Genomic DNA, 22,224 nt, shown 5'->3' on the forward strand with positions numbered 1-22,224 from the left:
CATTTGCGGTTTGTTTTTTTAAGAAAGCCATGAAATGAATAAGAGATAAAACAGTGTAAATTTGGAGCAGCATGAATCAAAAACCACACATCCTGATTGTCGAAGACGAAGAAGCTATTCGGGTAGGACTGATCGACGTATTCGTCTTCCACGGTTTCACCGTGGATAGTGCAGCCGAAGGTCCGGCAGGGCTGCAAAAAGCCCTCACCAGTACTTTCGACATGATCCTGCTCGACGTGATGCTGCCCGGGATGAACGGCTTCGATATCTGCAACCGCATACGCGAACAGGATAAGGATCAACCGATCATCATGTTGACCGCCAAGACCAGCGACGAAGACATTGTCCAAGGACTGACCCTGGGCGCGGACGACTATGTGGCGAAACCCTTCTCGGTCGCGCAATTGGTGCTGCGTGTACAGGCTGTATTGCGACGCTCCCGCTACAGCGATGCCAGCCTGGACTATATTCGGCTGGGCGATGCGGTGGAGATCGATATTCGCAACCTGTCAGGTAAACGCAGTGATGAGCCGCTCTCCTTCACCAAACGGGAGATGGAGATAATCGAATACCTGCACAGCCACCGGGAGCGTCCCGTATCGCGTGAAGAGTTGCTCAACAAAGTGTGGGGTTATGCGAAAAATGCCGATATCGAAACCCGCACGGTGGATATACATATCGCCAAATTACGCAGAAAGATCGAAATCAATTCAGCGGAACCCCGTTTTTTGACCACGGTACGGGGCGCCGGCTACCGCCTGTTGCTTGATTGAAATGGCTCGCTCCGCCCTCAACAGCCTCAGCAAAAACCAACTACGCCGTTGGCTCATGGTGTTTTTCTTCGTCCTGGCCGTTCCCAGTGGTCTACTTGTCTATCAAGCCTACGACCAACTGAAGTGGGAGGCCTTTCATCGTCACCGGATGCTGGCCGAAGAGCTGGCAACGCGTATCGACAAGGGTTACGCCCAGCTCATCGAAACGGAGGAGCGTCGCGCTTTTGTCGATTACAACTTTCTCGTCGTTGCGGGCGATCCCAACAGCAACTTCATTCAGCGTTCAGCGTTGTCGAGTTTTCCTGTACGCTCACCAATACCTGGACTGATCGGTTACTTTCAGGTGGACAGCGAGGGCGTTTTCAAAACGCCGCTGCTCCCCGATTCGACACTCACCGCCAGCGAATACGGTATTCAGGCCGATGAGCTCGCGCAACGGCAGGAACTTGCCAATCGCCTGCGCGCTATCCTCGATGAAAACCGACTGGTTCGCACCGAGCAACACGAGGACAGGGAGGACGAACTCACTGAAGCGATGATCACCCCTGAAGAGGTCCCACTCAGCGATAGAACGGGATCCCTCTACTCTTCCAGTACGGAGTCGCGACGCAATCGGGATCGTAAGATAACTGAGGAGGGTGAAAAGGCGTCACGGGGTTACGGCAACAAGCATGAGATTGCTGCGGGGCAGGCTGTCTTTGATCGCCTGTCGGAGCAAAAAGCAGATCGCCCATCAAAGGCGCTTACCGGTTCCAACATACTTGGCCGCGTGGAAGACCTGCAACTGGACAGCAGCTTTGAAGCCGCGCAGGCACCTATGCGACAGCAACGGATGACGCCCAAGGCGAAAGCAGGAGTGGCAAAACGCACCCCGCGTAAAGAACAAAGTGCATTGCCCGAACCGGAGTCTCCAGTCACACCACCGGCAACCATGGCTGCACCGCAGGCGTCGAAGCCGGCGCCGCTGCGGATCCGCACCTTCGAAAGCGAGATCGATCCCTTTGAAATGAGCCTTCTCAACAGCGGCCACATCGTGCTTTACAGAAAGGTGTGGCGTGACAACCGGCGCTATATTCAAGGCATGCTTGTGGAGCAAAGCGCTTTTCTCAGTGGCGTCATGGAAACCAGCTTTCGCGATACATCCCTCGCACAGATGAGCGAACTGATCACCGCTTACCAGGGAAATCTCCTGACTGCATTCTCCGCAACCATGGGAGAACGTTATCATTCCGGTACCGAGGAACTTCACGGCGCACTCCTCTACCAAACCCGGCTCACCGCACCCTTCAATGATCTGGAAATGATATTCACTATTCAACACCTTCCCGCGGGTCCGGGCGGTGCAGTCGTAATATGGATCGCGGTGATTCTCTTTTTGCTTCTCGGCGCCGGCTTCTATGCCATATACCGCTTGGGCGTAGGACAGATAAACCTGATCAGTCAACAGCAGGACTTTGTATCCGCCGTCAGCCACGAACTGAAGACGCCACTTACCTCGATACGCATGTATGGCGAAATGCTTCGCGAGGGCTGGGTGGTTGAAGATAAAAAACGTGACTACTACGACTACATACACGATGAGAGTGAGCGACTGACACGCCTGATCAATAACGTGCTGCAACTCGCACGCATGACCCGAAACGGTCTGCAGGTTCAGCTAAAGCCTGTCTCAGCAGGTGAGTTGATGGACCTGATAGGGTCGAAGATTGAGTCGCAGACAGCTCGCACCGGATTCGACCTCAAGTTGAATGCTTCCCCAGACTGCGCATCTCGAACACTGCAAGTCGACCCGGACTACTTTACGCAGATCATCATCAACCTGGTGGACAATGCCATTAAATTCTCCGCCAAGGCAGAGAAAAAGGCAATAGATATTGAGTGTCTTGCACAGCAGGACAGCAGAGTGGTATTCAAGGTACGAGACTACGGGCCAGGGATCGCGAAAGATCAGATGAAAAAGATCTTCAAACTTTTCTACAGATCCGAAAACGAACTCACCCGTGAGACAGTCGGAACAGGAATCGGTTTGTCATTGGTGAGTCAGTTAACCACGGCGATGGAAGGGAGTGTGGATGTAGTGAACATGGAGCCAGGGGTGGAGTTTCGCGTGAGCTTTTTGTCTGAGTGAACTTGCTCTTGCCAAGCCCCGAAGTAAGTCTAGCGTTTATTGCGCCAATCCCCCGGCGTGATCCCAAAGGTATTCTTGAAGGCGCGACTGAAGGCCGCTTCTGATTCGTATCCGACCTCAAAGGCGATCTGCGCAATTGCTCGCGGGCTTTCCCGCAGGCGAACTGCTGCCAATTGCAGGCGCCAGTGAGTCAGATATCGCATTGGGGGGATACCAACAAGCATCGCAAAACGCTCTGCAAAAGCGGAGCGTGACATACTCACCGCACTCGCCAATTCGTCGGTAGTCCATGCATGCGCGGGTTGTGTATGCAGTATCGCCAGTGCCTTCCCGACCTTGGCATCGCGTAACCCGGCAAGCCAGCCGGTCTGCTCCTCGGGTAGTGTGGCAAGGTATCGTCTGACTGCTTCCACGAACAACAGCTCGGCAAGTTTGCTCAGTACGGTCGTCGAACCAACGCCTCCAGTAGAGAACTCCTCTACGGCACGTCGAAACGATTCACTGATCCAGGCACCGGCAACATTATCGATTGTATTTATTCGCAGTACGCGCGGCAGTGCAGCAAGAAGTGGATTATCAGGGAGCTCACAACCCATGTAGCCACAGATGACATGCGTCTCCTCACCTCCACCACCAACACTCAGCACAGCCGGAGTGTCACCGTTCGGCGGTTGAATGAGGTGATCGATAACGGCTGGCTTGAGACCTGGCGCACTACCGAGTGCATGCCGATCATTCCGAGGCATCAAAATTACCTCACCCGCCACAACTTCGATCGGGTCTTCACCATCAAGCCGCAGGAACAGGTGTCCGTCAACCACAAAGTGGTACGCAATGATCTGAGCGGGCATCGGACCATACGGGAGACAATCCTCCGGCCCGATCTGCGAGGCGATACACCAGGGGGCGCCGAATCGCGCATCGAGAAAAACATTGCTGGTCAGTCGCACCGCAGACATTACATCCGACAAAGCGTCCATAGGCATTAATCACCCGTTGCTAGCGTTCCGGCGTCTGCATCAACGATTCCGGCATCTAGGTCATGGTCGATGTATACACAAGCGCCTAGATTAACAAATACCAAATCAAGAGCAATAGAAACCACTTAGGAGATGAGAGGATGACTATTCGAAATCAGTTTGGCTTGATACATTCCGGCACCCATCAAGATAGCCTGGAAACCTATGAACGCGCACTACGGCAACTTCTATGTTACATCGAAGATCCCATAACTACAGTGAACAACGCCATTGCCGAATCACCTGAATTTACCATGGCGCATATTCTCAAGGCTTATCTGCACCTGTTGGGAACTGAACCCGGTGATATCGCGATAGCCAATACATGCCTAGAAGCGACCGCTCGCCTCGGCGGCGACTCTCGCGAGCGGATGCACCAGCAGGCCGTACGCCACTTGATTGAGGGACGCTGGCACCAGGCCGGTCGAGTACTCGAGGATATCACCATCGACAATCCCCACGACATTCTCGCGCTCCAGGCAGGCCATCTTGTCGATTTCTATACTGGAAATTCACTGATGTTGCGTGATCGCATAGCGCGAGCCTTTCCAAAGTGGAACAGCAACATGCCGGAATACCACGCAATCCTTGGCATGTATGCCTTCGGTCTCGAAGAGACCGGCTTATACGAATTGGCGGAACGCCATGGAAGAGAATCTGTCGCGCTGAATCCGCGCGATGGATGGGGACAACATGCCGTGGCCCATGTCATGGAGATGCAGGGTCGGCCGGCGGAAGGCGTAGCCTGGATGCGGGAAAATCCCGATGCCTGGGCGACCGATAGCTTTTTTCAAGTCCATAACTGGTGGCACCTGGCCCTCTATCATCTGGAACTTGGCGAAATCGATGAGGTTTTGGCACTCTTCGATGGCCCTATCTATGGTGAACAATCGACCATGGTTCTCGACATGATCGATGTCTCTGCAATGCTATGGCGCCTACACCTGTACGGTATCGATGTGGGTGATCGTTGGCAGGCCATTGCAGATGGTTGGACGCCCATCGCAACGGCGGGGAATTATGCCTTCAATGATCTACATGCCGTCATGGCCTTCATCGGGGCAAACAGGCAGGATTCAATTGATGCAGTCATCAATACACAGAAAATCGCCATGGAGCAAGATGACGACAATGCCTTATTTACACGGGAAGTCGGCTACCCATTGACCCTAGCGTTCAAAGCATATGCCGATGAAGACTATCAGCGAACGGTAGAACTAATTCGACCCGTGCGGGAAATCGCAAACCGTTTCGGTGGCAGTCATGCTCAGCGCGATATCCTGAATCTAACCCTGATCGAGGCCGCACTGCGAGCAGGAGATGCGATTCTGGCCAATGCACTAATTGCTGAACGCATGGAGAAGCGCCCGGATAGCCCACTGCTGCGACTCTTCAGCCAGCGCGCGTACGATATGCGTAAGGCCGCATGATGGAACATAGGTCAATCAACTGCATGAAAGGTAAATTATAGAATCTATACACTATCTCTTGCAGGAACTTATACACGACCAGGGCCAGAGTGTAATTTTCGAAACATTTGAAATAATTGCTCTCTGGCCTTTATACCGCAATCCGTGAATAGTGAAAGCGACTTCAATACACCCTCTCAGCATACTTTCTGAATCACCAATGGCGAGTCATTGACTACCTGGGGATTTAGTAAAAATAGAGCGTGGATATATATTGTTGCTCTTCAACCCAAACCTGTCACTAAGATGATGCTCATCTTAATACACCAGCGAAACAGACAAACTAATCTGAACCAGCTTTCAGCAGTATACGAACAATTACGAACTCAGCCGCTATCAACAGTGCATATCTGACCTCTACAACGACCCGACCGCGATCAATGTCATCCTACATCTTGGCCTCACCAAGACCAAAGCGGATGATGTAGCCCCCATTTGCGATGGCCCCCTGCCCTAAACAGGCCGTCCATCAAAGGGGATCAACTCCATTCAGATAGAGGCGCTTGTTAAGTGCCATTCTCTTCTAACCACTCGGCCCACCCCTCGGGTAGTTCATCGATTCCGATCATTATTTTGAATTTCTCAGGAGGAACCGGAATGACTTTAAACACGCCCCCGGCTAAAAGATTGCCTTTCGGATCACGAGCCTCCGCTGTGACTTCTATTGCATCCCACTCACCACCTTCGCTTGTGATCGTAGCTGACAAAGATAGGGGCTCCGACTGCATGGCAGGGCGGTGATACTTCATTTCGGCTGATCGAAGCACCCACATAGCTTTTGTGCCCCGCAAGACCATTCCGCTCCACGTGGCCATGCAATCAAGGGCTGTATAAATAGTGCCGCCATGGGTGATACCCGGGAAGCCGATCATATGATCTTGTGCTTGGAACTCACCCATGATTCGTTTGGTATTCGCGGGATCCCGACTCACCGATATTTGTAAACCATGGGGGTTATCTTGGCCACAACCAAAGCAAACATTACCCGCTAATTCCAGCTTTCGGTTCATTGGACCTCCCTTTATCCCACCACTTTATTGCACTTAACGGCCGCCATCACAGGAAGCATACTCGGAGCGTAGCGGAGATCTTGCCATCATTGTGTATGGTATTGTTAAGGCTTTTCGTCTAGACTGTACGGCGATACCGTACGTCTCGAAGGCGCCTACAATGGACACCACCACCGTAAATAAATTCAGAGAAAGATTAAAATCCTTTGTAGAACAAGTTGTTAGTCACCATTCTCCGCTACGTGTAACCCGCCGAAGCGGTGCAGATTTTGTAGTGATGAGCGCAGAAGATTGGGAACGAGACCAGGAGACACTGTACGTTCTGCAAAATACCAGCCTTATGCGCCAGATCGCTGAATCAAGTACAACCAATAGAGCAGGTAAAGGATATACCCCCACGGAGGGACAAATGGATGAGATCCTTAGTATTTGAAGGAAAAACATGGCTTGTATACGAAGATTTGCGACAACGCGATAAACGTATGCATAAAAACCTTTGCGCAATTTTGAAAGAAATGTTGCGCGATGATCCAGCTACAGGTTTAGGGAAGCCAGAAGCCCTTCGTCATAATCTCACTGGCTTTTGGTCGAGGCGAATTAGCCAAAAAGACAGGCTCATATATAAGTTTGACGATACACGTATCTATATTTTTGCCATTGGTGGTCACTACGACACTTTTGGGCCTTAACGCCGGCACATCCGGCACATCCGGCACATCCGGCACATCCGGCACATCCGGCACATCCGGCACATCCGGCACATCCGGCAGCCGGAGCGTAGCATAGGCTGTCCGATTTGCCGCGTTGGTTATCGCGTCGATCTTCAGGGTGTTGATATCGCCCTCCCAGATACTGATGCTTTCCGCCATGATGAAGGATCTAGGCAAGCGTGGCAGCTCTGACGCCTCGGTAACCGGTTTTACAGCCAATTCAGATTGCAGGATCTGATTCACCGAGGCGACAAGTTCCGCAGGCAGATTGCCGGGCGGCCGAACGGTCAGTGCCGCCTGAAGCCACCGGCGCCGCTCGGTGGCATCTGTGGGAGGCGGATTGTGTTCGACGAATCCTTCAGAGTTCATGCCTGAGCGCAAAGCGGCTACCGCCTGTTCCAACGGCGAAGCTATGCTCCGCTCAGTCCGGGAGTAGGGTTTGAACAGATGGATATCATCGGCATAATCGTTAAAATGCACCACCTACTCCAAAGTAAACCCGGGGCGTGATTGCGCCCCATCTGTCTTTGCTGCACACGCGTCAGAATTTCCCGCTGTCGTTTGCGGACTTTTCTGAAATTTCCTGTATCACATCCCAGTGCTCGACAATCTTGCCATCATCGACACGGAAAAGATCGTAGAAGGCAGAGTGTTTACCCATAAACTGACCTTCAGATGCGGTAAGGACGAAGTTGCCTTCGGCGATGATCATATCCGTGTCACTGTAGGTCATCGGCGTACCAGCTTCGATCATCGCCTTGATCGCCTTGTTCAGCCCTTCCAGACCGTCGGCAACGCCGCTGTTATGCTGCAAATAGGTCTCGCTAGAGATATAGTCGGTGATCTTCCCGGGCGCCTTTCCCTGCAGGACATTGTGGACGAAATTAGTGACCAGCTCCTTATTCTCCTCGGTTTTGTCCAGATCGGTGATCTCGGTCGTGCCGTCGAACTGTGTTCGGCCCGAGGGGTTCGGTGGGGTCACCGCGGTAATATTGTCCCAGTGTTCGACCACCTGACCATCTTCGACCCGGAATACGTCGAAAGCCGCCAGATGAGCGCCGCCGAAAAGCTGGGCATTCTTGTATTCGTTATGGGCGACGACCATGTTGCCCTCGGCGATCAGACGATGGGTGGTCGAGCTGATACCGCTTTTCTTGAGCTTTGGGATCAAGTCGATCAATGGTGCTGCGCCATTTGGAACCTGCTGGTTATGCTGGACCACGTCTTTTGCAATCAGGTGACGCGCCGCATCCTGGTCGAAACTCTTGAACAGTGATGCCATCTCGGCGACCGCGATATCTTTCGGCATGTCGCCAGCGAAGGCAACCATGCCAAAACAGACTGAGATTACAACGGCGCCGGCAATTTTAAAAATTGTATCTTTCATTTGTCTTACACCTTTGTATTTTCCTGATATCAGGTTGTAACGTTAATCAACCCTTTGGGTTGATGATTTGCGATACGCCCGTGACCAGTTGACAATCAGTCCTTCTCTGAAAGCAAACCTTTCCAGATGTGATTCCAGCACGGTTTCAACCCGCGCAAGACTCATTTCATCATCCGCCCTTGCGGTCAGTGTCAGCTCATCATCAACGGTTGTCATATCGCCTGTTCCGAATCCAAATTTGATCAGACAGGCAGATTCCCCATTGCGCTCGACACCAACCAGATGACCGAAATGCTTGTACAGCAACCGCATGTAGAGCCGCGCCCTTGCTGTCTGGATTGTTGTGTTGGAAGCGATCATCTGTCCGGCGCTCTTCGCTTGTTGTTCGATATAGGAATAGCTTAAGTTAGAATTGTCTGCACGATAATATGTGTTTTTTCTAATTCATTGTTTGATAAAATAAAGCAATGTACAAACACCTTCAGAGCATCGCTGCCTTTGTCGCGGTTGCGGAGACCAGTGCCTTCAACAGGGCGGCGCAAAAACTCGGGGTAAAGCCATCTGTGGTCAGCCATCATGTGTCCAGGCTCGAAGAGCATCTTGGAACCACTTTGGTCTATCGAACCACACGAAAGGTGACATTAACCGAGCACGGACGTGTCCTATTTGAGGCGGCTTACAAGTCGATGGATGCCACCAGTCGTGCACTCGATCAGATTATGGATGCGCAGGAGGAAGCCATTGGCGCGTTAAATGTGACCCTGCCGGTCTTTGTTCCCGAACCCAAGGTGGAAATGGCCATACTCAATTTTATGCAACGCCATCCCTATGTCTCAATCTCATTGAATTATTCAGATGCCGTGGCGGACATTCTGGATAACGAGTATGACATGAGCATCCGGATTGGTGATCCGCCGGACTCCAGTTATATTGCCAGAAAACTTTCAACAGTTACGCATATCCTTGTCGCGTCTCCAGATTTCATATTGCGCTATGGCACCCCTCAAAAACCCGATCAACTGTCTGAGCTGCCATACATTGCCATGGAAGGCTTGGGAGACACATTACAACTGATTCATGGTGATCAGCGGGTTGAAGTGCATCTGAGTACCTGCCAGCTCGCCACCAACAACATTTATGGGGCTCATGTTGCAGCAGTGAGTGGCCTGGGAATGGTGAGTCTTCCCCCAGCTCTTTGTGAAAGCAGCCTCGCACAAGGAAAGCTGATCAGAATACTACCGAAATGGAAGCAACCCAGCTGGCCACTTATTGCGATCTGGCCGGACAATTCGCGCCGGAAGACACTGACTAAAAGGCTGGTGGATCATATTTCAGCTACTATGGAACCGGCCAGTTGAAGGGTTCTGTTGTATCGCCGCATTCGTCGCGGTTGTGAAAACCGGGGCCTTCAACAGGGCGGCGCAAAACCTTCGGGTAAAGTCGTCTGTGGCAAACCACCACCTGTCCAGGCCAGAACTGAGCCGCTTTAAGGACTGTGTTGGGGTGGATTTTGGCGATTAACTGGCGAAATTTTGAATTCTCAAATAGGTGGCGGGGAATTCTCATTTCAACTGGCGCGCCACAGTGTGTGACCGCGGCAAGGGAAGACACGATTGGCGGTCTTGCACCGGATAAGCAGCGCAAAGAATCACGCAAATAAACGCAAGGGATTTTTAAAATGGAGTTCGAAAAGGCCAATCCATTGATTTATATGGTGGCCAGGGACAGAATCGAACTGCCGACACGGGGATTTTCAGTCCCCTGCTCTACCGACTGAGCTACCTGGCCTTAGAGAAGAGGGCGTATTAAACCGGGGATGCCCGGTTGAGTCAAGTCCGCACCCCCTTCGCTGCCTACTGGGGGCGATAGTCCGGCGGCAGCTCGGCGCCTTCGCCGAAGAAGAACTGTTCCATCTGCTGTTCGAGGAATTTGCGCGCATTGGGATCGACCGGGCTGAGCCGGTTCTCATTGATCAGCATGGTCTGGTGCCTGAGCCATTCCTGCCAGGCTTCCTTGGAGACGTTGTCGAAGATGCGCTGGCCCAGCTCGCCGGGATAGGTGGGGCGCTCCAGCCCTTCGGCCTCACGTTTCAGTCTGACGCATTGTACGGTACGGCTCATGGGGCCTCTCCTCCGGATTGATGTTCGCTAATCGGTCTGTCGATCTCTCGCAGGATGCGGCTGACCGGCGCGGCCAGCCCCCGGTCGTCGGGTTGTGACAGTTTATACCAGACCCTGGGGCCGGCATCCATGAGGCCCTTTGCAGGGTTTTTCACCGCCACCAGGACCGGCGTGATATCCAGGTGAAAGTGGGAAAAGGAATGACGTCTCGGCCGTAGTTGGTCACGCTCTTCCACATCACAGCCCAACACCTGCCGGCACCAGTCCTTCAACGGTTGTTCCGGCGGGCACTCGGGCAGACTCCACAATCCGCCCCAGATACCGCTGGGCGGCCGCTGCTCGAGCAGGATGTCGCCGGCGGGATCGGTCAGGATCAACATGCGGGTGGCGCGCACCGGCAGTACTTTTTTCGGTTTGGGGGCCGGATAGCGTGAAACATCCCCCTCGGCGAGGGCCTGGCAACTCTGCACCAACGGACAGCTGTCGCAGAGCGGCTTGCCCCGCACACAACAGGTGGCGCCCAGATCCATCATCGCCTGATTGTACTGCGCGGTTTGACGGTGCGGAGTCAGTTGTTCGCTCAACCGCCACAGCTGCTTCTGCACACCATTGTTGCCCGGCCATCCCGGAATGACGAAGTGGCGCGCCAGGACCCGCTTCACATTGCCGTCGAGGATCGGCGCATATTGTCCGAATGCGAGGGAGCGTATCGCCCCAGCGGTGGAGCGACCGATGCCGGGCAGGGCCTGCAGGCTGTCGAGATCGTCCGGCAGCACCCCTTGGTGCCGGGTCATGACCTCCCCTGCCGCCCGATGCAGATTTCTCGCCCGGGCGTAGTAGCCCAGACCGGACCAGTGATGCATGACCTTGTCAGGATCGGCAGCAGTCAGGGTGGGAATATCGGGGAAGCTTTGGATAAAGCGTTCGAAATAACCGATTACGGTATTCACCTGGGTTTGCTGCAGCATGATCTCCGAGATCCAGATGCGGTAGGGATCCCGCGGTTGCTGCCATGGGAGGTCCTTTCTGCCGTGGCGGTCGAACCAGGCCAGCACGCGTTGTGAAAATCTCTCCGCCTCTTCGAGTGGGATGGTTGGGAGCGCTGTTTGAGCCCGCCTCTCTCGGTCTGCCATCAAAAGAGATTTTTCAGCTTATCCTTCAGCTTGTCCTTGAGTTCCTCCGGCACCTTCTCCTCCAACTTCTCACCGATCTTTTCGTCCACCTTTTGATCGAGCTTCTGCTTGAGTTTCGCCTTCTGCTGCTCCTCCAGGATCTTCGACAGCTGTATGGAGAAGTCGGGGTCGTTCCAATTACCTTTGATCTTGACCGGTATGGGTATGCCGACCAGATCCTCCAGCGCCTCCCCTCCCTGTCCCGCCGGCGTGTTGACGATGACCGGTCGAACGGTGTACTTCAACCGCTCCTCCAGCAGATAGGCCTTGCCGCTTCCCTCCAGGCGGAGGTAGGGGGACTTGGCCAGCAGACTCTGGTTGTTCACCACGCCGTTGACGATCGTGGCGCGCCCGTTGAGTTCTGAAAAGTCGGTCTGTTCCGGTTCATTCAACACCATGGTGCCTTCGCCTTTCAGCTTGGCCTTGGTATCGCGGATCATCTTGGCCAGGTTGAAGCCCTTGACCGCGCCATCGCGGAAATCGAAGGAGAGCTGTCCGTTGAGCCCACGCTTCAATTGTTTGACAGTATTGCCCCGGCTGGTGAGCTGCATGTCGAGATCGCCGCTGCCGAGCAGGGTATCCTTGCCGGTTAAATCGAGTAACAGCGGTCCGGAGAGAATCCTCGACACCTTCTGGGTAAGATTGATCGCCGGCCGTTCACCGGTGACATCCAACTGCACATCCCCTTTCATCAGGCCATCATAAAAACGGCCCACTTCGTGATCGAGATTCAGCTTGCCATCCCTGCCGCGCACCTTGAGCAGAATCGCTTCTGCTTGCAGCCCATTGACGATCAAGCTGTCGATGCGCACGGTCCCGTCCAGCCGCAGGCCTCGCAATAACTCATTGGGAAACAGGGGCTCATTTTCCGATCCCCCTTTCGATGGCTTGCCGGGTGCCCTGCCCGGCTCAGCCTTCGGCGGCAGGTAACGATCCACATTGATGGTGTTCAACGCCAGATTGAACAGGTAGGCGGGCGATGCGAAATTAACCATCTCAAACTCACCCTTGAGTTTTGTCTGGTCCAACTCCAGCAACAGATTCTTCAATACCAGTTGATCGGGAGAGGCGGTGAAATCCGATGATAGAAAGAGGGATTGAAGCACCTCTTCGTCCGCCGTTTCCGGAACAGGCAGCCCAAACTGGTTCATCCACTCGCGCAGATTGAACTCGGCCAGGTTCAGCTCGCCTTTGAAGGTCGGATTGGTCTGGATCTCCTCGCCCTGGACACGCCCGGTGAGCTTGAGTTTACCTGACGTGAGCTCCAGGTCGTGCAGATCCAGGATGTTGGACGTCAGGTTGACCAGCAGGTCACCCTCCAACAGGCTCTTGACCCCCTCCTCGGGCATGCCCTCACCGGTCAGATTCACCGCCAGTTGCAGATCCTGCATACTGAACACCTGCTCATCCGGTTTCACCAACATCTTGGAAGTCAGCTTGACACCACCCTTCAACAACGGTTTCCGGCTCGCCAGATCCATACTGAAATTCAAATCCACACTACGCCCCGGCGCCAATTCACCGGTCTCCAGATAGATGTTATCGATCTGGTAGCGTTCGCCCGTCGATTGATCGTCCCAAACCAGATTCGCCTCCTTGATGCTTAAACCGCCCACGGTGAAAGCCATCAAACCCGCTTTATCCTGTTGCGGGGACTCTGCCTCCACGGACTCCCGCTCACCTTCCGCTTTGCCCAGCATGTCATCCCAGTTGGTGACACCGCTCTTCGACCTGGCCAGGTTGAGCTTCAACCCCTCGATGCGCACAGTGTCGACTTCCAGCAGCTGATCAATCAGCAAGGGCAACAGGTTGACGCCCACCTCGGCATGCTTGACCGCGGCGAAGTCTCCCTCTTTGAAGCCCTTGGCGTTGCTGAGGGTCAACCCATTCAACTCCAACGCCAGCCTGGGAAAGACAGACAAGCCGATATCCCCGCCGATGGTAAGGTCCCGCCCTGTCGCCTTCTTCACCTCGGCGACGATGCGGTCTTTATGGTCGTTCGGATCGACAAACATGGGGATCAAAATCACCGCTGCGATGATCAGCAGCAGCACCATTCCGATCAACCATCCAAGCACCTTCAGTGTCTTGCCCATCATCTACTCCTTATTCATTCTCTTTCGGATTTGGGCTTCCACAATTCCAACATATATCGAATCCCGCATCGATACTCTCTCCACAAACTCTACACTGCCAGGCCTCGCCACTGACCGGGGGACGATCGAAAAACGCTTCCGTGAGCCGCTTCGCCAGCGCCAGGTCACGATCTTCAAGCACCCAGAGGGTGGGGAAAATATTGGCCGGCAGTTCGCCCACGGCGCCACTCAGGTGATCACCGACAATCACGGTCTCAATTCCCTTCTGCTGGAGATGATCCTTGAGCATCTGTGCCTCCACCCTGTCCGCGGCTTGATAAAGTTCTAGCATGGAAAACCGCCATCTCTCCTGAATACTATGTTATTCCGTCGGTCAAGTTCATACACCGATCGTTAATTTTTGATTCAACAAGCCCTAGCACGGTCACAATGCGGGGTCTGTTTCATTCATCGATAGCTTTAGACTACCTTATAACCGCTCCCGGGTGCCGCATAAATCCCTACATTTGCAAGGGTTCCCGGGACAAGAACGATCATTAGACTACACTAACAGCCACCGGCTTTCCCGCCGTTGTGGCATAACCAATTGCACGCACTACTCAACTTAAACTGGGCACCCGAATTGTTGAAATACTTGTCTCTGGTTTTGATTTTGACGTTCACTGCCCTTGATAGCGCTATGGCGGAGAAGGGCCAGTCGATCATGTTCCAGCCTGAAGAGCATCCCTTCATGGAGCCTCCGAATGAGGCAGATGACGAAGCCGCTCAGTGCACGCAGCTGGCAAAACAGATCGAAGCCCTCAAGGGTAAACCGCAACGCCGCCATGCGGCCCTGGAACGCTATCGATTGATGTGTACGGACAAGGCGCAGACAGAGTGAATTGGAGCGGGTAACGGGAGTCGAACCCGTCTCTCTGGCTTGGGAAGCCAGGGTAATACCGATATACGATACCCGCGATTGCCGTCCCTGTCTGAATCCTTACCTCAGGCTTGCCGAGTTGTACGCAAGCTCTTGACAAGTCTACCCTGCCACGATTTTCCTGTCATGCCACCTTACCCCAGGATCTGTTAACAGGCCCTAGACCAAACCATCGCCGTAGAGTGTTTCAACCTGTTGCTTGCAATGCGCCAAGACCTTCTGTCGTTTGATCTTCATGGTGGGCGTCATCAATCCATTCTCGATCGTCCAGGGTTCGAGCAGCAGGGCGACCCGACGTATCTTTGCGTAGCCGGGAAAATCGCGCAACGCCAGCCGTATTCGCTTCAGCAGCGCATTGTGCAGGCGCTCGTGCTCGAGACTGGATGATTGCGACGGATCGAGTTCATACTCATCGGCGAGTCCGTTCCACAGGTCGGGATTGAGCACCACCAGCGCCCCCAGGTAGGGCTTACCCTCACCCACGACCATTATCTGTTCGATCAGGGGATCGAGGGTTATCGCCATCTCCATATCCGCCGGCGGGATCTTTTCGCCGTTCGACAGCACCAGGATATCCTTGATCCGGCCGGTGATATAGATATGGCCATCTTCATCGATACGCGCCTGATCGCCGGTATGCAACCAGCCCTGGGGGTCGATCATCTCGGCGGTAGCCGCATGGTTGTTCCAATATCCGAGCATCATCCCCGGCGTCCTGACCAGCAGTTCATCATGTTCGCCGATCTTCACAGTCACACCGCGTAAAGGAATACCGACACTTTCCGGTCTGATGTCATGCATCGGATTGACACTGATGACCGGACTGGTCTCGGTCAACCCATAACCCTGCAGCATCGGCAGCCCGAGCCCCAAAAAGACCCGGGCAATCTCCGGCGATATGGCCGCACCGCCGCTGACCGCGACGCGCAGCCGCCCTCCCAGCTTGTCGAGTATCTTGCCGGAGACCAGTTTGCGCAGCAGGGGATGCAGTAACAGCCCGGGAAACCAGCTGCGGCGCCCCATGCGATATTCAAACTCCCTGAATCCCACGCTCAAGGCCATATTGAAGAGCATGCGCGCAAAGGCGGGTTTACTCTTCAGCTGGTCCTGTACCCGGGCGTAGACCCGCTCGAAGATACGGGGCACGGCAATGATCGCGGTCGGCCTGATGGTCTGCAGGTCTTCCGCCAACTGGGGAATGGAACGGGCAAAGGAGACCGAGGCCCCCGCCATCATCGGCAAGTAGTAACCACCAGTCCTTTCAAGGGTGTGAGAGAGGGGCAGGAATGAAAGAAAGCTGTCCTGCTGATAGCAATCCACCACGGTCAGTGAGCCATGGGCGATGGAGAGCATATTGTAGTGACTCAGCATCACACCCTTGGGGCGTCCTGTGGTGCCGGAGGTGTAGACAATCGAGGCCAGGTTCTCGGGATCGGCATATCGCCGTTTCAAGGGATCGCCGCGAGGCGGCAACCAGTGCTTCGCCTCTCGCACCAGTTCATCCTCAGCCGGGTGTGGCTGTCGCTCTGTCTCCAGCACCACAACCCGCTGCAACTGGGGCAGCTCCTCCACTGAATCGGCCATGCGGTTCCAGCGGCCGCTGTCCTGCACCAGCAGCAGTTTGACCGCCGCGTCGCGCAGGATGTAGGCAATGGCATCTGCGCGATCGTCGGTATACAGAGGTACGACAACAAGTCCCAGCGAGAGGGCGGCCTGATCGAACATCACCCATTCGGGACAGTTCCTCAGGAGGATCGCGACCCGGTCCCCATCCTCCAGTGCCTCCCCCGATAGCGCCTGGCGCCAGCGCGACACCTGGCGTTCCATATCGCCCCAGGTGAGTTCGTACCACTGTTTGTTCTGCCGATGATAGTGTCGATAAGCCACCGCATCGGGTGTCCGGCGTGCACGCTGCAAAAACAACCCATCGAGGGTACCGGCCAATTCCGGCGATATCAGATCTTCACTCCACTTCACGAATCGACTCCAGCCATTGAGCTATCGCTCCCAGGCCCTTGCGGGGCCTCTTTTCATTTATTTATTCATTATTGTATGCGTTCCGTATTCACTCTATCCCTGCGGCTAGTGAGGATCGCTCAACCCTGTGCCTGTTTGCGCCTGGCCGGCATCACTCAAATTCAACAGTGGGTATTCGCCAACGCAACACATACTTTGTTGTCCTAAGATGAGGTAAAATCTTTTCCCATCACCATTTGAGACCAGACAGAGATGCAGATTTACTTAAACGGCGTGGAAAAGCAAATTCCCGACGCATTGAATATGGCCAAGCTGATCGAGTTACTCGATCTGTCCGGCCAGCGTATTGCTGTGGAAGTCAATGAAGAGTTGGTGCCTCGCAGTACCTTCGATGAGTATCTGCTGGAAGAGCATGACCAAGTCGAGATCATACAGGCCGTAGGTGGCGGCTGAAACTGCACCCTGAGTCGCCCATCCCAATCGAATCAATCACCAAGCAGAACCAGACCGATGCCAAACGATACCCAGAATGACAGCTTCAGCGTCGCCGGACGCCGTTTCAATTCCCGCCTGCTGGTCGGTACCGGCAAATATAAAGATATGCCGGAGACCCGGGAGGCCATCGATGCCAGCGGCGCGGAGATCGTCACCATTGCGGTGCGCCGCACCAACATCGGTCAGGATCGGGATCAACCCAATATCCTCACCGTGTTGCCGCCTGACGAGTTCACCTATCTGCCGAACACGGCCGGTTGCTACGACGCCAAGACCGCAGTCCGGACCTGCCGTCTGGCGCGGGAATTGCTGGATGGGCACAACCTGGTCAAATTGGAGGTGCTTGGCGACGAGAAGACGCTGTTTCCCGATGTAGTGCAGACCCTTGAAGCTGCAGAAGAGCTGATCAAGGACGGCTTCGATGTGATGGTCTACACCAACGACGATCCGATCATGGCCAAGCGGCTCGAGGAACTGGGTTGTGTGGCAGTGATGCCGTTGGCGGCACCCATCGGATCCGGCCTGGGCATCCGCAACCGGCTCAACATCCTGACCATTGTGGAAAACGCCAAGGTCCCGGTATTGGTGGATGCCGGCGTCGGCACCGCCTCCGATGCCGCCGTGGCCATGGAACTGGGTTGCGACGGGGTACTCATGAACACCGCCATTGCCGCGGCAGACAACCCGGTGTTGATGGCTTCGGCCATGAAAAAGGCGATCCAGGCAGGACGTGAGGCCTACCTGGCGGGTCGGATGACGGCCAAGCGCTTTGCCTCAGCCTCGTCACCGGTCGATGGGCTGTTTTTCTGACCATCCTCAGAACATTCCAGACCTATGTCGGTTGAACAGTCTCACCGTCCCATTCGCAGTTATGTCCTGAGACAGGGCCGATTGACTGAAGGTCAACAGCGGGCGTTCCAGGCGTTGTGGCCGCAGTATGGCCTGACCCTGGACCAACAACCCCTGCGCTTCGCTTCACTTTTCGGGCGGGAGGCGCCGGTCACCCTGGAAATCGGCTTCGGCAATGGCGAAGCTCTGGCGCAGATTGCCGCCCGCCATCCCGAGCAGGACTTTCTGGGCGTCGAGGTGCATACACCCGGCGTGGGCCACTTGATGCTCAAACTGGCTGAGCAGGCATCTGACAATGTACGCATTGTGCAGGCAGATGCCATGGAACTGCTGCGACACCATATGCCTGAAGCCGCCCTCGACCGGGTCCAGCTCTACTTTCCCGATCCCTGGCATAAACGTCGCCACCACAAACGCCGCATCGTGCAACAGGCGTTTGCCGATCTCATCCACCAGGCACTGAAACCCGGTGGGGTGATCCACATGGCCACCGATTGGGAAGAGTATGCCCGGCAGATGCTGGATGTATTCACCCAACACGACGGTTTTCGCAATCAGGCCGGAAAAGGCAACTTCTCCCCACGCCCGGATACACGACCTTTGACCAAATTCGAACAGCGGGGCCAGCGGCTTGGGCACGGGGTATGGGATCTTCTTTTCGAGCATGACAGTTGATGGGCAGCCTGACCTTAAAGCAGTTCCAATCACCCCTGCTCGAGCCCATAGAGCTGTATATCCCGGCGGGTCACTGCACCACCCTGAGCGGTCCTTCGGGAAGCGGTAAATCGCGCCTGTTGAGGGCCTTGGCCGACCTCGACCCACACCAGGGCGAAGCCTGGCTTGACGAGCAGGAAATGGCCTCATTCAGCGGTCCGGCATGGCGCCGAGAAGTGGGATTGCTTCCCGCTGAGAGCGCCTGGTGGAAAGATCGTGTCGGCGACCACTTCCCGCACGTCGACAACGCCCTGCTGTCACTTCTCGATTTGCCCCCTAACGCCATGCAGTGGGAGATCAGCCGTCTATCCAGCGGTGAGCGACAGCGCCTGGCTCTGGCAAGGCTGCTTGGCAACATGCCTCAGGTACTACTGCTCGATGAACCCACCGCCAATCTGGATCAAAACAATATCGACCGGGTCGAGGAGCTCATTGCTGAATGGCGCCGGCAACACAAGACCGCGGTACTCTGGGTTTCCCACGACCCTGATCAGCAACGGCGGGTCGGTGAGGAGTCCCGGCACATCGCAGACGGACGCCTGCAGGTAATACGATGACACTGATAGAGCTGACTCCCCTCGACCTGGCACTGTCCGCAATCCTGGTAGTGGTACTGGCCCTGCTGTCGTTAAGGCTCTCCCTTGGCATCGAACGGCAACTGTTGATCGCGGCCCTGCGCACGGTGGTCCAGTTGATCCTGCTCGGCCTGGTGTTGAAGTTTCTGTTCGTGCAATCCCATCCCTTGTTGATCGCGCTCCTTGCGCTGTTCATGCTCTTCGTCGCGGGCTATGAAGTCATGGCCCGGCAACAACGCCGTTTTCTCGGTATCTGGGGTATGGGGGTTGGCACCCTCTCGATGTTCATCTCCTCATTTACCGTTACCCTGATGGCGCTCACGATCATTATTCAGGCGGAACCCTGGTATTCAGTGCAGTACCTGATCCCCCTGCTGGGCATGCTGCTGGGAAACACCATGTCGGGCGTGGCCATCGCCCTGGACCACCTGACCCATAATGCCTGGCAGCAGCGGCAGCAGATCGAGGCGCGACTGATGCTGGGCCACTCCTGGGAACAGGCAATTCGGGAGCACCGGCGCAACGCCTTGCGCAGCGGCATGATACCGATCATCAATGCCATGGCGGCGGCCGGCGTAGTCAGTCTGCCAGGCATGATGACCGGCCAGATCCTGGCGGGCGCGCCACCGTTCGAGGCGAGTAAATATCAGATCCTGATTATGCTGTTGATCGCCGCCGGTACCGGATTCGGCGCCATGGCCGCGGTATGGATCGGCTCGAAACACCTGTTCGACGATCGTGAACGACTGCGGCTCGACCGACTCAGTGCGATTAAAAACTAGGGGCGGTAATCGGTGATCACAGTAGCCCCCTCCCACACCTGCTTAGGAGACTTCCCGCTCACCACGGACCAGTTTTATCACCAACAGCACAACCGGCAGTCCATGCATCAACAGATCGAAGATATCGATAGGACGATGCAAGGTACCGGCCGCCAACATCTTCAGCTTCTCCCATAGATGGGGCTCCGGCACGAAAGGTGCCAATCCGATCAATAACGCCGGCAGCGCGACCATCTGCATCGGCAGCCTATCCAGCCAATTAAACATCTAACCTCACCTAGGGCTTCGTAATACGATTTACGATTATCCGCAAATCAAAGCTAATAAGCACAAAAGCTATTTCAACATGTACGGTGGTTCACTTCTACTTATCTGTCACTGGTATGGCAAGTCGCACATACACTAAAAAAACGAGATCTTTTTACACACTCACACATAGGACCATGGGGAGTAAATGAACATACGCATTTATTAGCGTTCATTTGCGGGCTTTATCTCATATGGGTTTATAAGGAAGCGGTTAGCACTCAGAACAGAGGGATCGATAAAGATCCGCGTCGACCTCACTGAAACAACAGGCGATAATCTCGTCAAACGATTCTTTCCCTGCCTTCATGGCACCCAGCGCCACCTCAGCCGCTTCCCGTTTCGGGTAGCCGTAGACCCCGGTGCTGATGGCGGGAAAGGCTATGCTTCGACAACCCTTTTCAGCGGCCAGTGCCAGGCTGTTCTCATAGCAGGCACGGAGCAATGCGGCTTCATCCTGCCCACCGTTGCGCCAGACAGGGCCTACGGTATGGATGATCCAGGCTGCCGGAAGCTTGTAGCCGGGTGTTATACGTGCCTCACCGGTTGGACAACCTCCCAAGGTTTTACAGACAGCCAGCAGTTCAGGGCCGGCCGCCCGATGGATGGCGCCATCCACACCGCCCCCCCCTAAAAGGGGGGAATTGGCTGCATTGACGATTGCATCCACTTCCAGCTTTGTAATATCTGCCGTTACAATGCTTATCTGTCCCATAATCTATACCTGCATGTCATACTCAACCCCCAATCTGCTGCTTGCCCTGTTGGCCTTGCTCTGGTTCTGGCGCGACAGTCTTCGGGTGCGTGAAATCGCCATACGGATCAGTCGCAACGCCTGTCAAAGCCATGGCGTGCAGTTTCTCGATCAGACCGTGGCCCTGCATCGGCTGGGAATTCGATGGCTACGCAGCGGACTGAAATTGCGCCGTGTCTATGAGTTCGACTATAGCCTGGAAGGCTCGGGCCGGCGAACCGGATATGTGGTGATGGTGGGCACGGATAATGTCAGCCTGCATATCGATCTGCCGGCGCAGGACATGGCTGGCCGTTCTGAACGAGACAAGGATTAAACTATTTGACCACTTTCAGGGATGGTCGTTTGCCCGGCGTGGTGGGATCGGGTTCATCGCCGGGATCGTCATCAAGTTTCACCTCTTCTTCGGGAAAAAGCATACCCTGGCCATTCTCCTTGGCATAGATACCCATCACCGCGGCTGGAGGAATCAGAATATCCTCGGCTTTACCGCTAAATCGTGCGCTGAAACTGATCCAATCGTTACCCAGTTCAAGAGCAGAGACAGCGGAGGGATCCACGTTCAGGATAATGCGTCCCTCTTCCACGAACTGATCCGGCACTACCACACCCTCTACCTCGGTGTTGACCATCAGGTAGGGTGTAGTGCCGTTATCGACCAACCAGTCATAGAGTGCACGTATCAGGTAGGGTCGATTGGATGACATATCTGTCATATCAATTAGGGCCTGTTAACACTAATCCGATCAGCCCTGCTGGGGCTATTTTTTCGTCCAGCAAGGCAGCATGAGCGATGTGTAGTTATTCTACATGAGTGAATGCTAACACCGCTGGGCGGAAAAATAGCCCCAGCCCTACGGGTTGCGCCCCGAAGGAAGTGCCCTTGGGGTGTGCCTGAAAAAGCGCCACTCGGCGTTACTCGTCGTTCATTTGGAACAACCAAACCTCTCTCCTCGCGCCTTGATTGGC

At 54.8% G+C, this 22,224-nt stretch carries 25 protein-coding genes and 2 tRNA genes; 13 read left to right on the forward strand and 14 right to left on the reverse strand.

From position 1 onward, the window contains the following. The first annotated feature begins 71 nt into the window (after nucleotides 1-71). The gene (locus CODIS_RS18930) at nucleotides 72-773 is read left to right on the forward strand and encodes a response regulator transcription factor (protein ID WP_069128224.1); all 702 of its coding nucleotides are present in this window, start codon (nucleotides 72-74) and stop codon (nucleotides 771-773) included. A gap of 1 nt (nucleotide 774) precedes the next feature. Next, nucleotides 775-2,901, forward strand: coding sequence for a sensor histidine kinase (locus tag CODIS_RS18935; RefSeq protein WP_069128225.1), 2,127 nt, complete (start codon nucleotides 775-777; stop codon nucleotides 2,899-2,901). Between the two features lie 29 nt (nucleotides 2,902-2,930). Here the strand turns inward: CODIS_RS18935 and CODIS_RS18940 are convergent, their stop codons facing one another. After that, entirely contained in the window at nucleotides 2,931-3,887 is a 957-nt protein-coding gene (locus tag CODIS_RS18940; RefSeq protein ID WP_305782131.1) for an AraC family transcriptional regulator, read from the reverse strand. A gap of 134 nt (nucleotides 3,888-4,021) precedes the next feature. Here CODIS_RS18940 and CODIS_RS18945 point away from each other — a divergent pair, with 134 nt between their 5' ends. After that, complete coding sequence (locus CODIS_RS18945; protein ID WP_069128227.1) at nucleotides 4,022-5,350, forward strand: tetratricopeptide repeat protein; 1,329 nt, start codon at nucleotides 4,022-4,024, stop codon at nucleotides 5,348-5,350. A gap of 545 nt (nucleotides 5,351-5,895) precedes the next feature. Here the strand turns inward: CODIS_RS18945 and CODIS_RS18950 are convergent. Further along, entirely contained in the window at nucleotides 5,896-6,399 is a 504-nt protein-coding gene (locus CODIS_RS18950; RefSeq protein WP_069128228.1) for a PaaI family thioesterase, read from the reverse strand. 160 nt (nucleotides 6,400-6,559) lie between these two features. Between CODIS_RS18950 and CODIS_RS18955 the strand changes: the two genes are divergently transcribed. Then, the gene (locus tag CODIS_RS18955) at nucleotides 6,560-6,832 is read left to right on the forward strand and encodes a type II toxin-antitoxin system Phd/YefM family antitoxin (protein WP_069128244.1); all 273 of its coding nucleotides are present in this window, start codon (nucleotides 6,560-6,562) and stop codon (nucleotides 6,830-6,832) included. Further along, entirely contained in the window at nucleotides 6,813-7,088 is a 276-nt protein-coding gene (locus CODIS_RS20645; RefSeq protein WP_083220917.1) for a Txe/YoeB family addiction module toxin, read from the forward strand. Before CODIS_RS18955 ends, CODIS_RS20645 begins: the two co-directional genes overlap by 20 nt. Nucleotides 7,089-7,650: 562 nt before the next feature. Here CODIS_RS20645 and CODIS_RS18965 read toward each other — a convergent pair. Together CODIS_RS18965 and CODIS_RS18970 are read right to left on the reverse strand one after the other, a co-directional pair. Continuing rightward, on the reverse strand, nucleotides 7,651-8,496 hold the full coding sequence (locus CODIS_RS18965) for a nuclear transport factor 2 family protein (protein WP_083220918.1): 846 nt from the start codon (nucleotides 8,494-8,496) through the stop codon (nucleotides 7,651-7,653). A gap of 42 nt (nucleotides 8,497-8,538) precedes the next feature. Then, on the reverse strand, nucleotides 8,539-8,856 hold the full coding sequence (locus CODIS_RS18970) for a DUF2218 domain-containing protein (RefSeq protein WP_069128230.1): 318 nt from the start codon (nucleotides 8,854-8,856) through the stop codon (nucleotides 8,539-8,541). Nucleotides 8,857-8,963: 107 nt separating this feature from the next. On the opposite strand from CODIS_RS18970, the gene CODIS_RS18975 reads away from it, so the two are divergent. Then, nucleotides 8,964-9,854 carry a LysR family transcriptional regulator gene (locus tag CODIS_RS18975; RefSeq protein WP_069128231.1) on the forward strand — a complete coding sequence of 297 codons (891 nt, stop codon included), beginning with the start codon at nucleotides 8,964-8,966 and terminating at the stop codon, nucleotides 9,852-9,854. Between the two features lie 354 nt (nucleotides 9,855-10,208). Here the strand turns inward: CODIS_RS18975 and CODIS_RS18980 are convergent. From CODIS_RS18980 to CODIS_RS19000, 5 genes are all read right to left on the reverse strand, one after another. Further along, a tRNA-Phe gene (locus CODIS_RS18980) sits at nucleotides 10,209-10,284 on the reverse strand. A gap of 65 nt (nucleotides 10,285-10,349) precedes the next feature. After that, nucleotides 10,350-10,616 carry an oxidative damage protection protein gene (locus CODIS_RS18985; RefSeq protein ID WP_069128232.1) on the reverse strand — a complete coding sequence of 89 codons (267 nt, stop codon included), beginning with the start codon at nucleotides 10,614-10,616 and terminating at the stop codon, nucleotides 10,350-10,352. Then, complete coding sequence (gene mutY, locus CODIS_RS18990; protein WP_083220919.1) at nucleotides 10,613-11,749, reverse strand: A/G-specific adenine glycosylase; 1,137 nt, start codon at nucleotides 11,747-11,749, stop codon at nucleotides 10,613-10,615. The genes CODIS_RS18985 and mutY overlap by 4 nt, the downstream gene beginning before the upstream one ends. Then, entirely contained in the window at nucleotides 11,749-13,884 is a 2,136-nt protein-coding gene (locus tag CODIS_RS18995) for an AsmA family protein (protein WP_069128233.1), read from the reverse strand. The genes mutY and CODIS_RS18995 overlap by 1 nt, the downstream gene beginning before the upstream one ends. Before the next feature lie 10 nt (nucleotides 13,885-13,894). Further along, nucleotides 13,895-14,215, reverse strand: a complete 321-nt coding sequence (locus tag CODIS_RS19000) for a putative signal transducing protein (RefSeq protein ID WP_069128234.1) — start codon at nucleotides 14,213-14,215, stop codon at nucleotides 13,895-13,897. Nucleotides 14,216-14,563: 348 nt separating this feature from the next. Between CODIS_RS19000 and CODIS_RS19005 the strand changes: the two genes are divergently transcribed. Beyond that, on the forward strand, nucleotides 14,564-14,764 hold the full coding sequence (locus CODIS_RS19005; RefSeq protein ID WP_069128235.1) for a hypothetical protein: 201 nt from the start codon (nucleotides 14,564-14,566) through the stop codon (nucleotides 14,762-14,764). Nucleotides 14,765-14,766: 2 nt separating this feature from the next. Here the strand turns inward: CODIS_RS19005 and CODIS_RS19010 are convergent. After that, nucleotides 14,767-14,840: transfer RNA gene (locus tag CODIS_RS19010), tRNA-Gly, on the reverse strand. Nucleotides 14,841-14,962: 122 nt separating this feature from the next. Continuing rightward, entirely contained in the window at nucleotides 14,963-16,780 is a 1,818-nt protein-coding gene (locus CODIS_RS19015; RefSeq protein ID WP_069128236.1) for an AMP-dependent synthetase/ligase, read from the reverse strand. A gap of 252 nt (nucleotides 16,781-17,032) precedes the next feature. Here CODIS_RS19015 and thiS point away from each other — a divergent pair, with 252 nt between their 5' ends. Genes thiS through CODIS_RS19040 form a run of 5 tightly spaced genes read left to right on the forward strand, consistent with a single transcriptional unit; the run spans nucleotide 17,033 to nucleotide 20,195 of the window. Further along, entirely contained in the window at nucleotides 17,033-17,233 is a 201-nt protein-coding gene (thiS, locus tag CODIS_RS19020; protein WP_069128237.1) for a sulfur carrier protein ThiS, read from the forward strand. Between the two features lie 57 nt (nucleotides 17,234-17,290). Beyond that, the gene (locus tag CODIS_RS19025; RefSeq protein ID WP_069128238.1) at nucleotides 17,291-18,085 is read left to right on the forward strand and encodes a thiazole synthase; all 795 of its coding nucleotides are present in this window, start codon (nucleotides 17,291-17,293) and stop codon (nucleotides 18,083-18,085) included. 24 nt (nucleotides 18,086-18,109) lie between these two features. Further along, complete coding sequence (gene trmB, locus CODIS_RS19030) at nucleotides 18,110-18,799, forward strand: tRNA (guanosine(46)-N7)-methyltransferase TrmB (protein ID WP_069128239.1); 690 nt, start codon at nucleotides 18,110-18,112, stop codon at nucleotides 18,797-18,799. Then, nucleotides 18,799-19,395: an ABC transporter ATP-binding protein gene (locus CODIS_RS19035; protein WP_069128240.1), complete on the forward strand. Its 597-nt coding sequence runs from the start codon at nucleotides 18,799-18,801 to the stop codon at nucleotides 19,393-19,395. Before trmB ends, CODIS_RS19035 begins: the two co-directional genes overlap by 1 nt. After that, nucleotides 19,392-20,195, forward strand: coding sequence for an ABC transporter permease (locus CODIS_RS19040; protein ID WP_069128241.1), 804 nt, complete (start codon nucleotides 19,392-19,394; stop codon nucleotides 20,193-20,195). Before CODIS_RS19035 ends, CODIS_RS19040 begins: the two co-directional genes overlap by 4 nt. A 42-nt stretch (nucleotides 20,196-20,237) precedes the next feature. Here CODIS_RS19040 and CODIS_RS19045 read toward each other — a convergent pair whose 3' ends face one another. Together CODIS_RS19045 and CODIS_RS19050 are read right to left on the reverse strand one after the other, a co-directional pair. Continuing rightward, entirely contained in the window at nucleotides 20,238-20,462 is a 225-nt protein-coding gene (locus tag CODIS_RS19045; RefSeq protein ID WP_069128242.1) for an RND transporter, read from the reverse strand. 253 nt (nucleotides 20,463-20,715) lie between these two features. Next, nucleotides 20,716-21,216: an O-acetyl-ADP-ribose deacetylase gene (locus CODIS_RS19050; protein ID WP_069128243.1), complete on the reverse strand. Its 501-nt coding sequence runs from the start codon at nucleotides 21,214-21,216 to the stop codon at nucleotides 20,716-20,718. A gap of 13 nt (nucleotides 21,217-21,229) precedes the next feature. Here CODIS_RS19050 and CODIS_RS19055 point away from each other — a divergent pair, with 13 nt between their 5' ends. After that, complete coding sequence (locus CODIS_RS19055) at nucleotides 21,230-21,571, forward strand: DUF3301 domain-containing protein (protein ID WP_069128247.1); 342 nt, start codon at nucleotides 21,230-21,232, stop codon at nucleotides 21,569-21,571. A 1-nt stretch (nucleotide 21,572) separates the two neighbouring features. On the opposite strand, the gene CODIS_RS19060 is transcribed toward CODIS_RS19055, so the two are convergent. Further along, the gene (locus CODIS_RS19060; RefSeq protein WP_069128248.1) at nucleotides 21,573-21,962 is read right to left on the reverse strand and encodes a ClpXP protease specificity-enhancing factor; all 390 of its coding nucleotides are present in this window, start codon (nucleotides 21,960-21,962) and stop codon (nucleotides 21,573-21,575) included. Between the last annotated feature and the right edge of the window lie 262 nt (nucleotides 21,963-22,224).

It is taken from the genome of Candidatus Thiodiazotropha endolucinida, assembly GCF_001715975.1.
In the GTDB taxonomy this organism is placed as follows: Bacteria; Pseudomonadota; Gammaproteobacteria; order Chromatiales; family Chromatiaceae; genus Thiodiazotropha; species Thiodiazotropha endolucinida.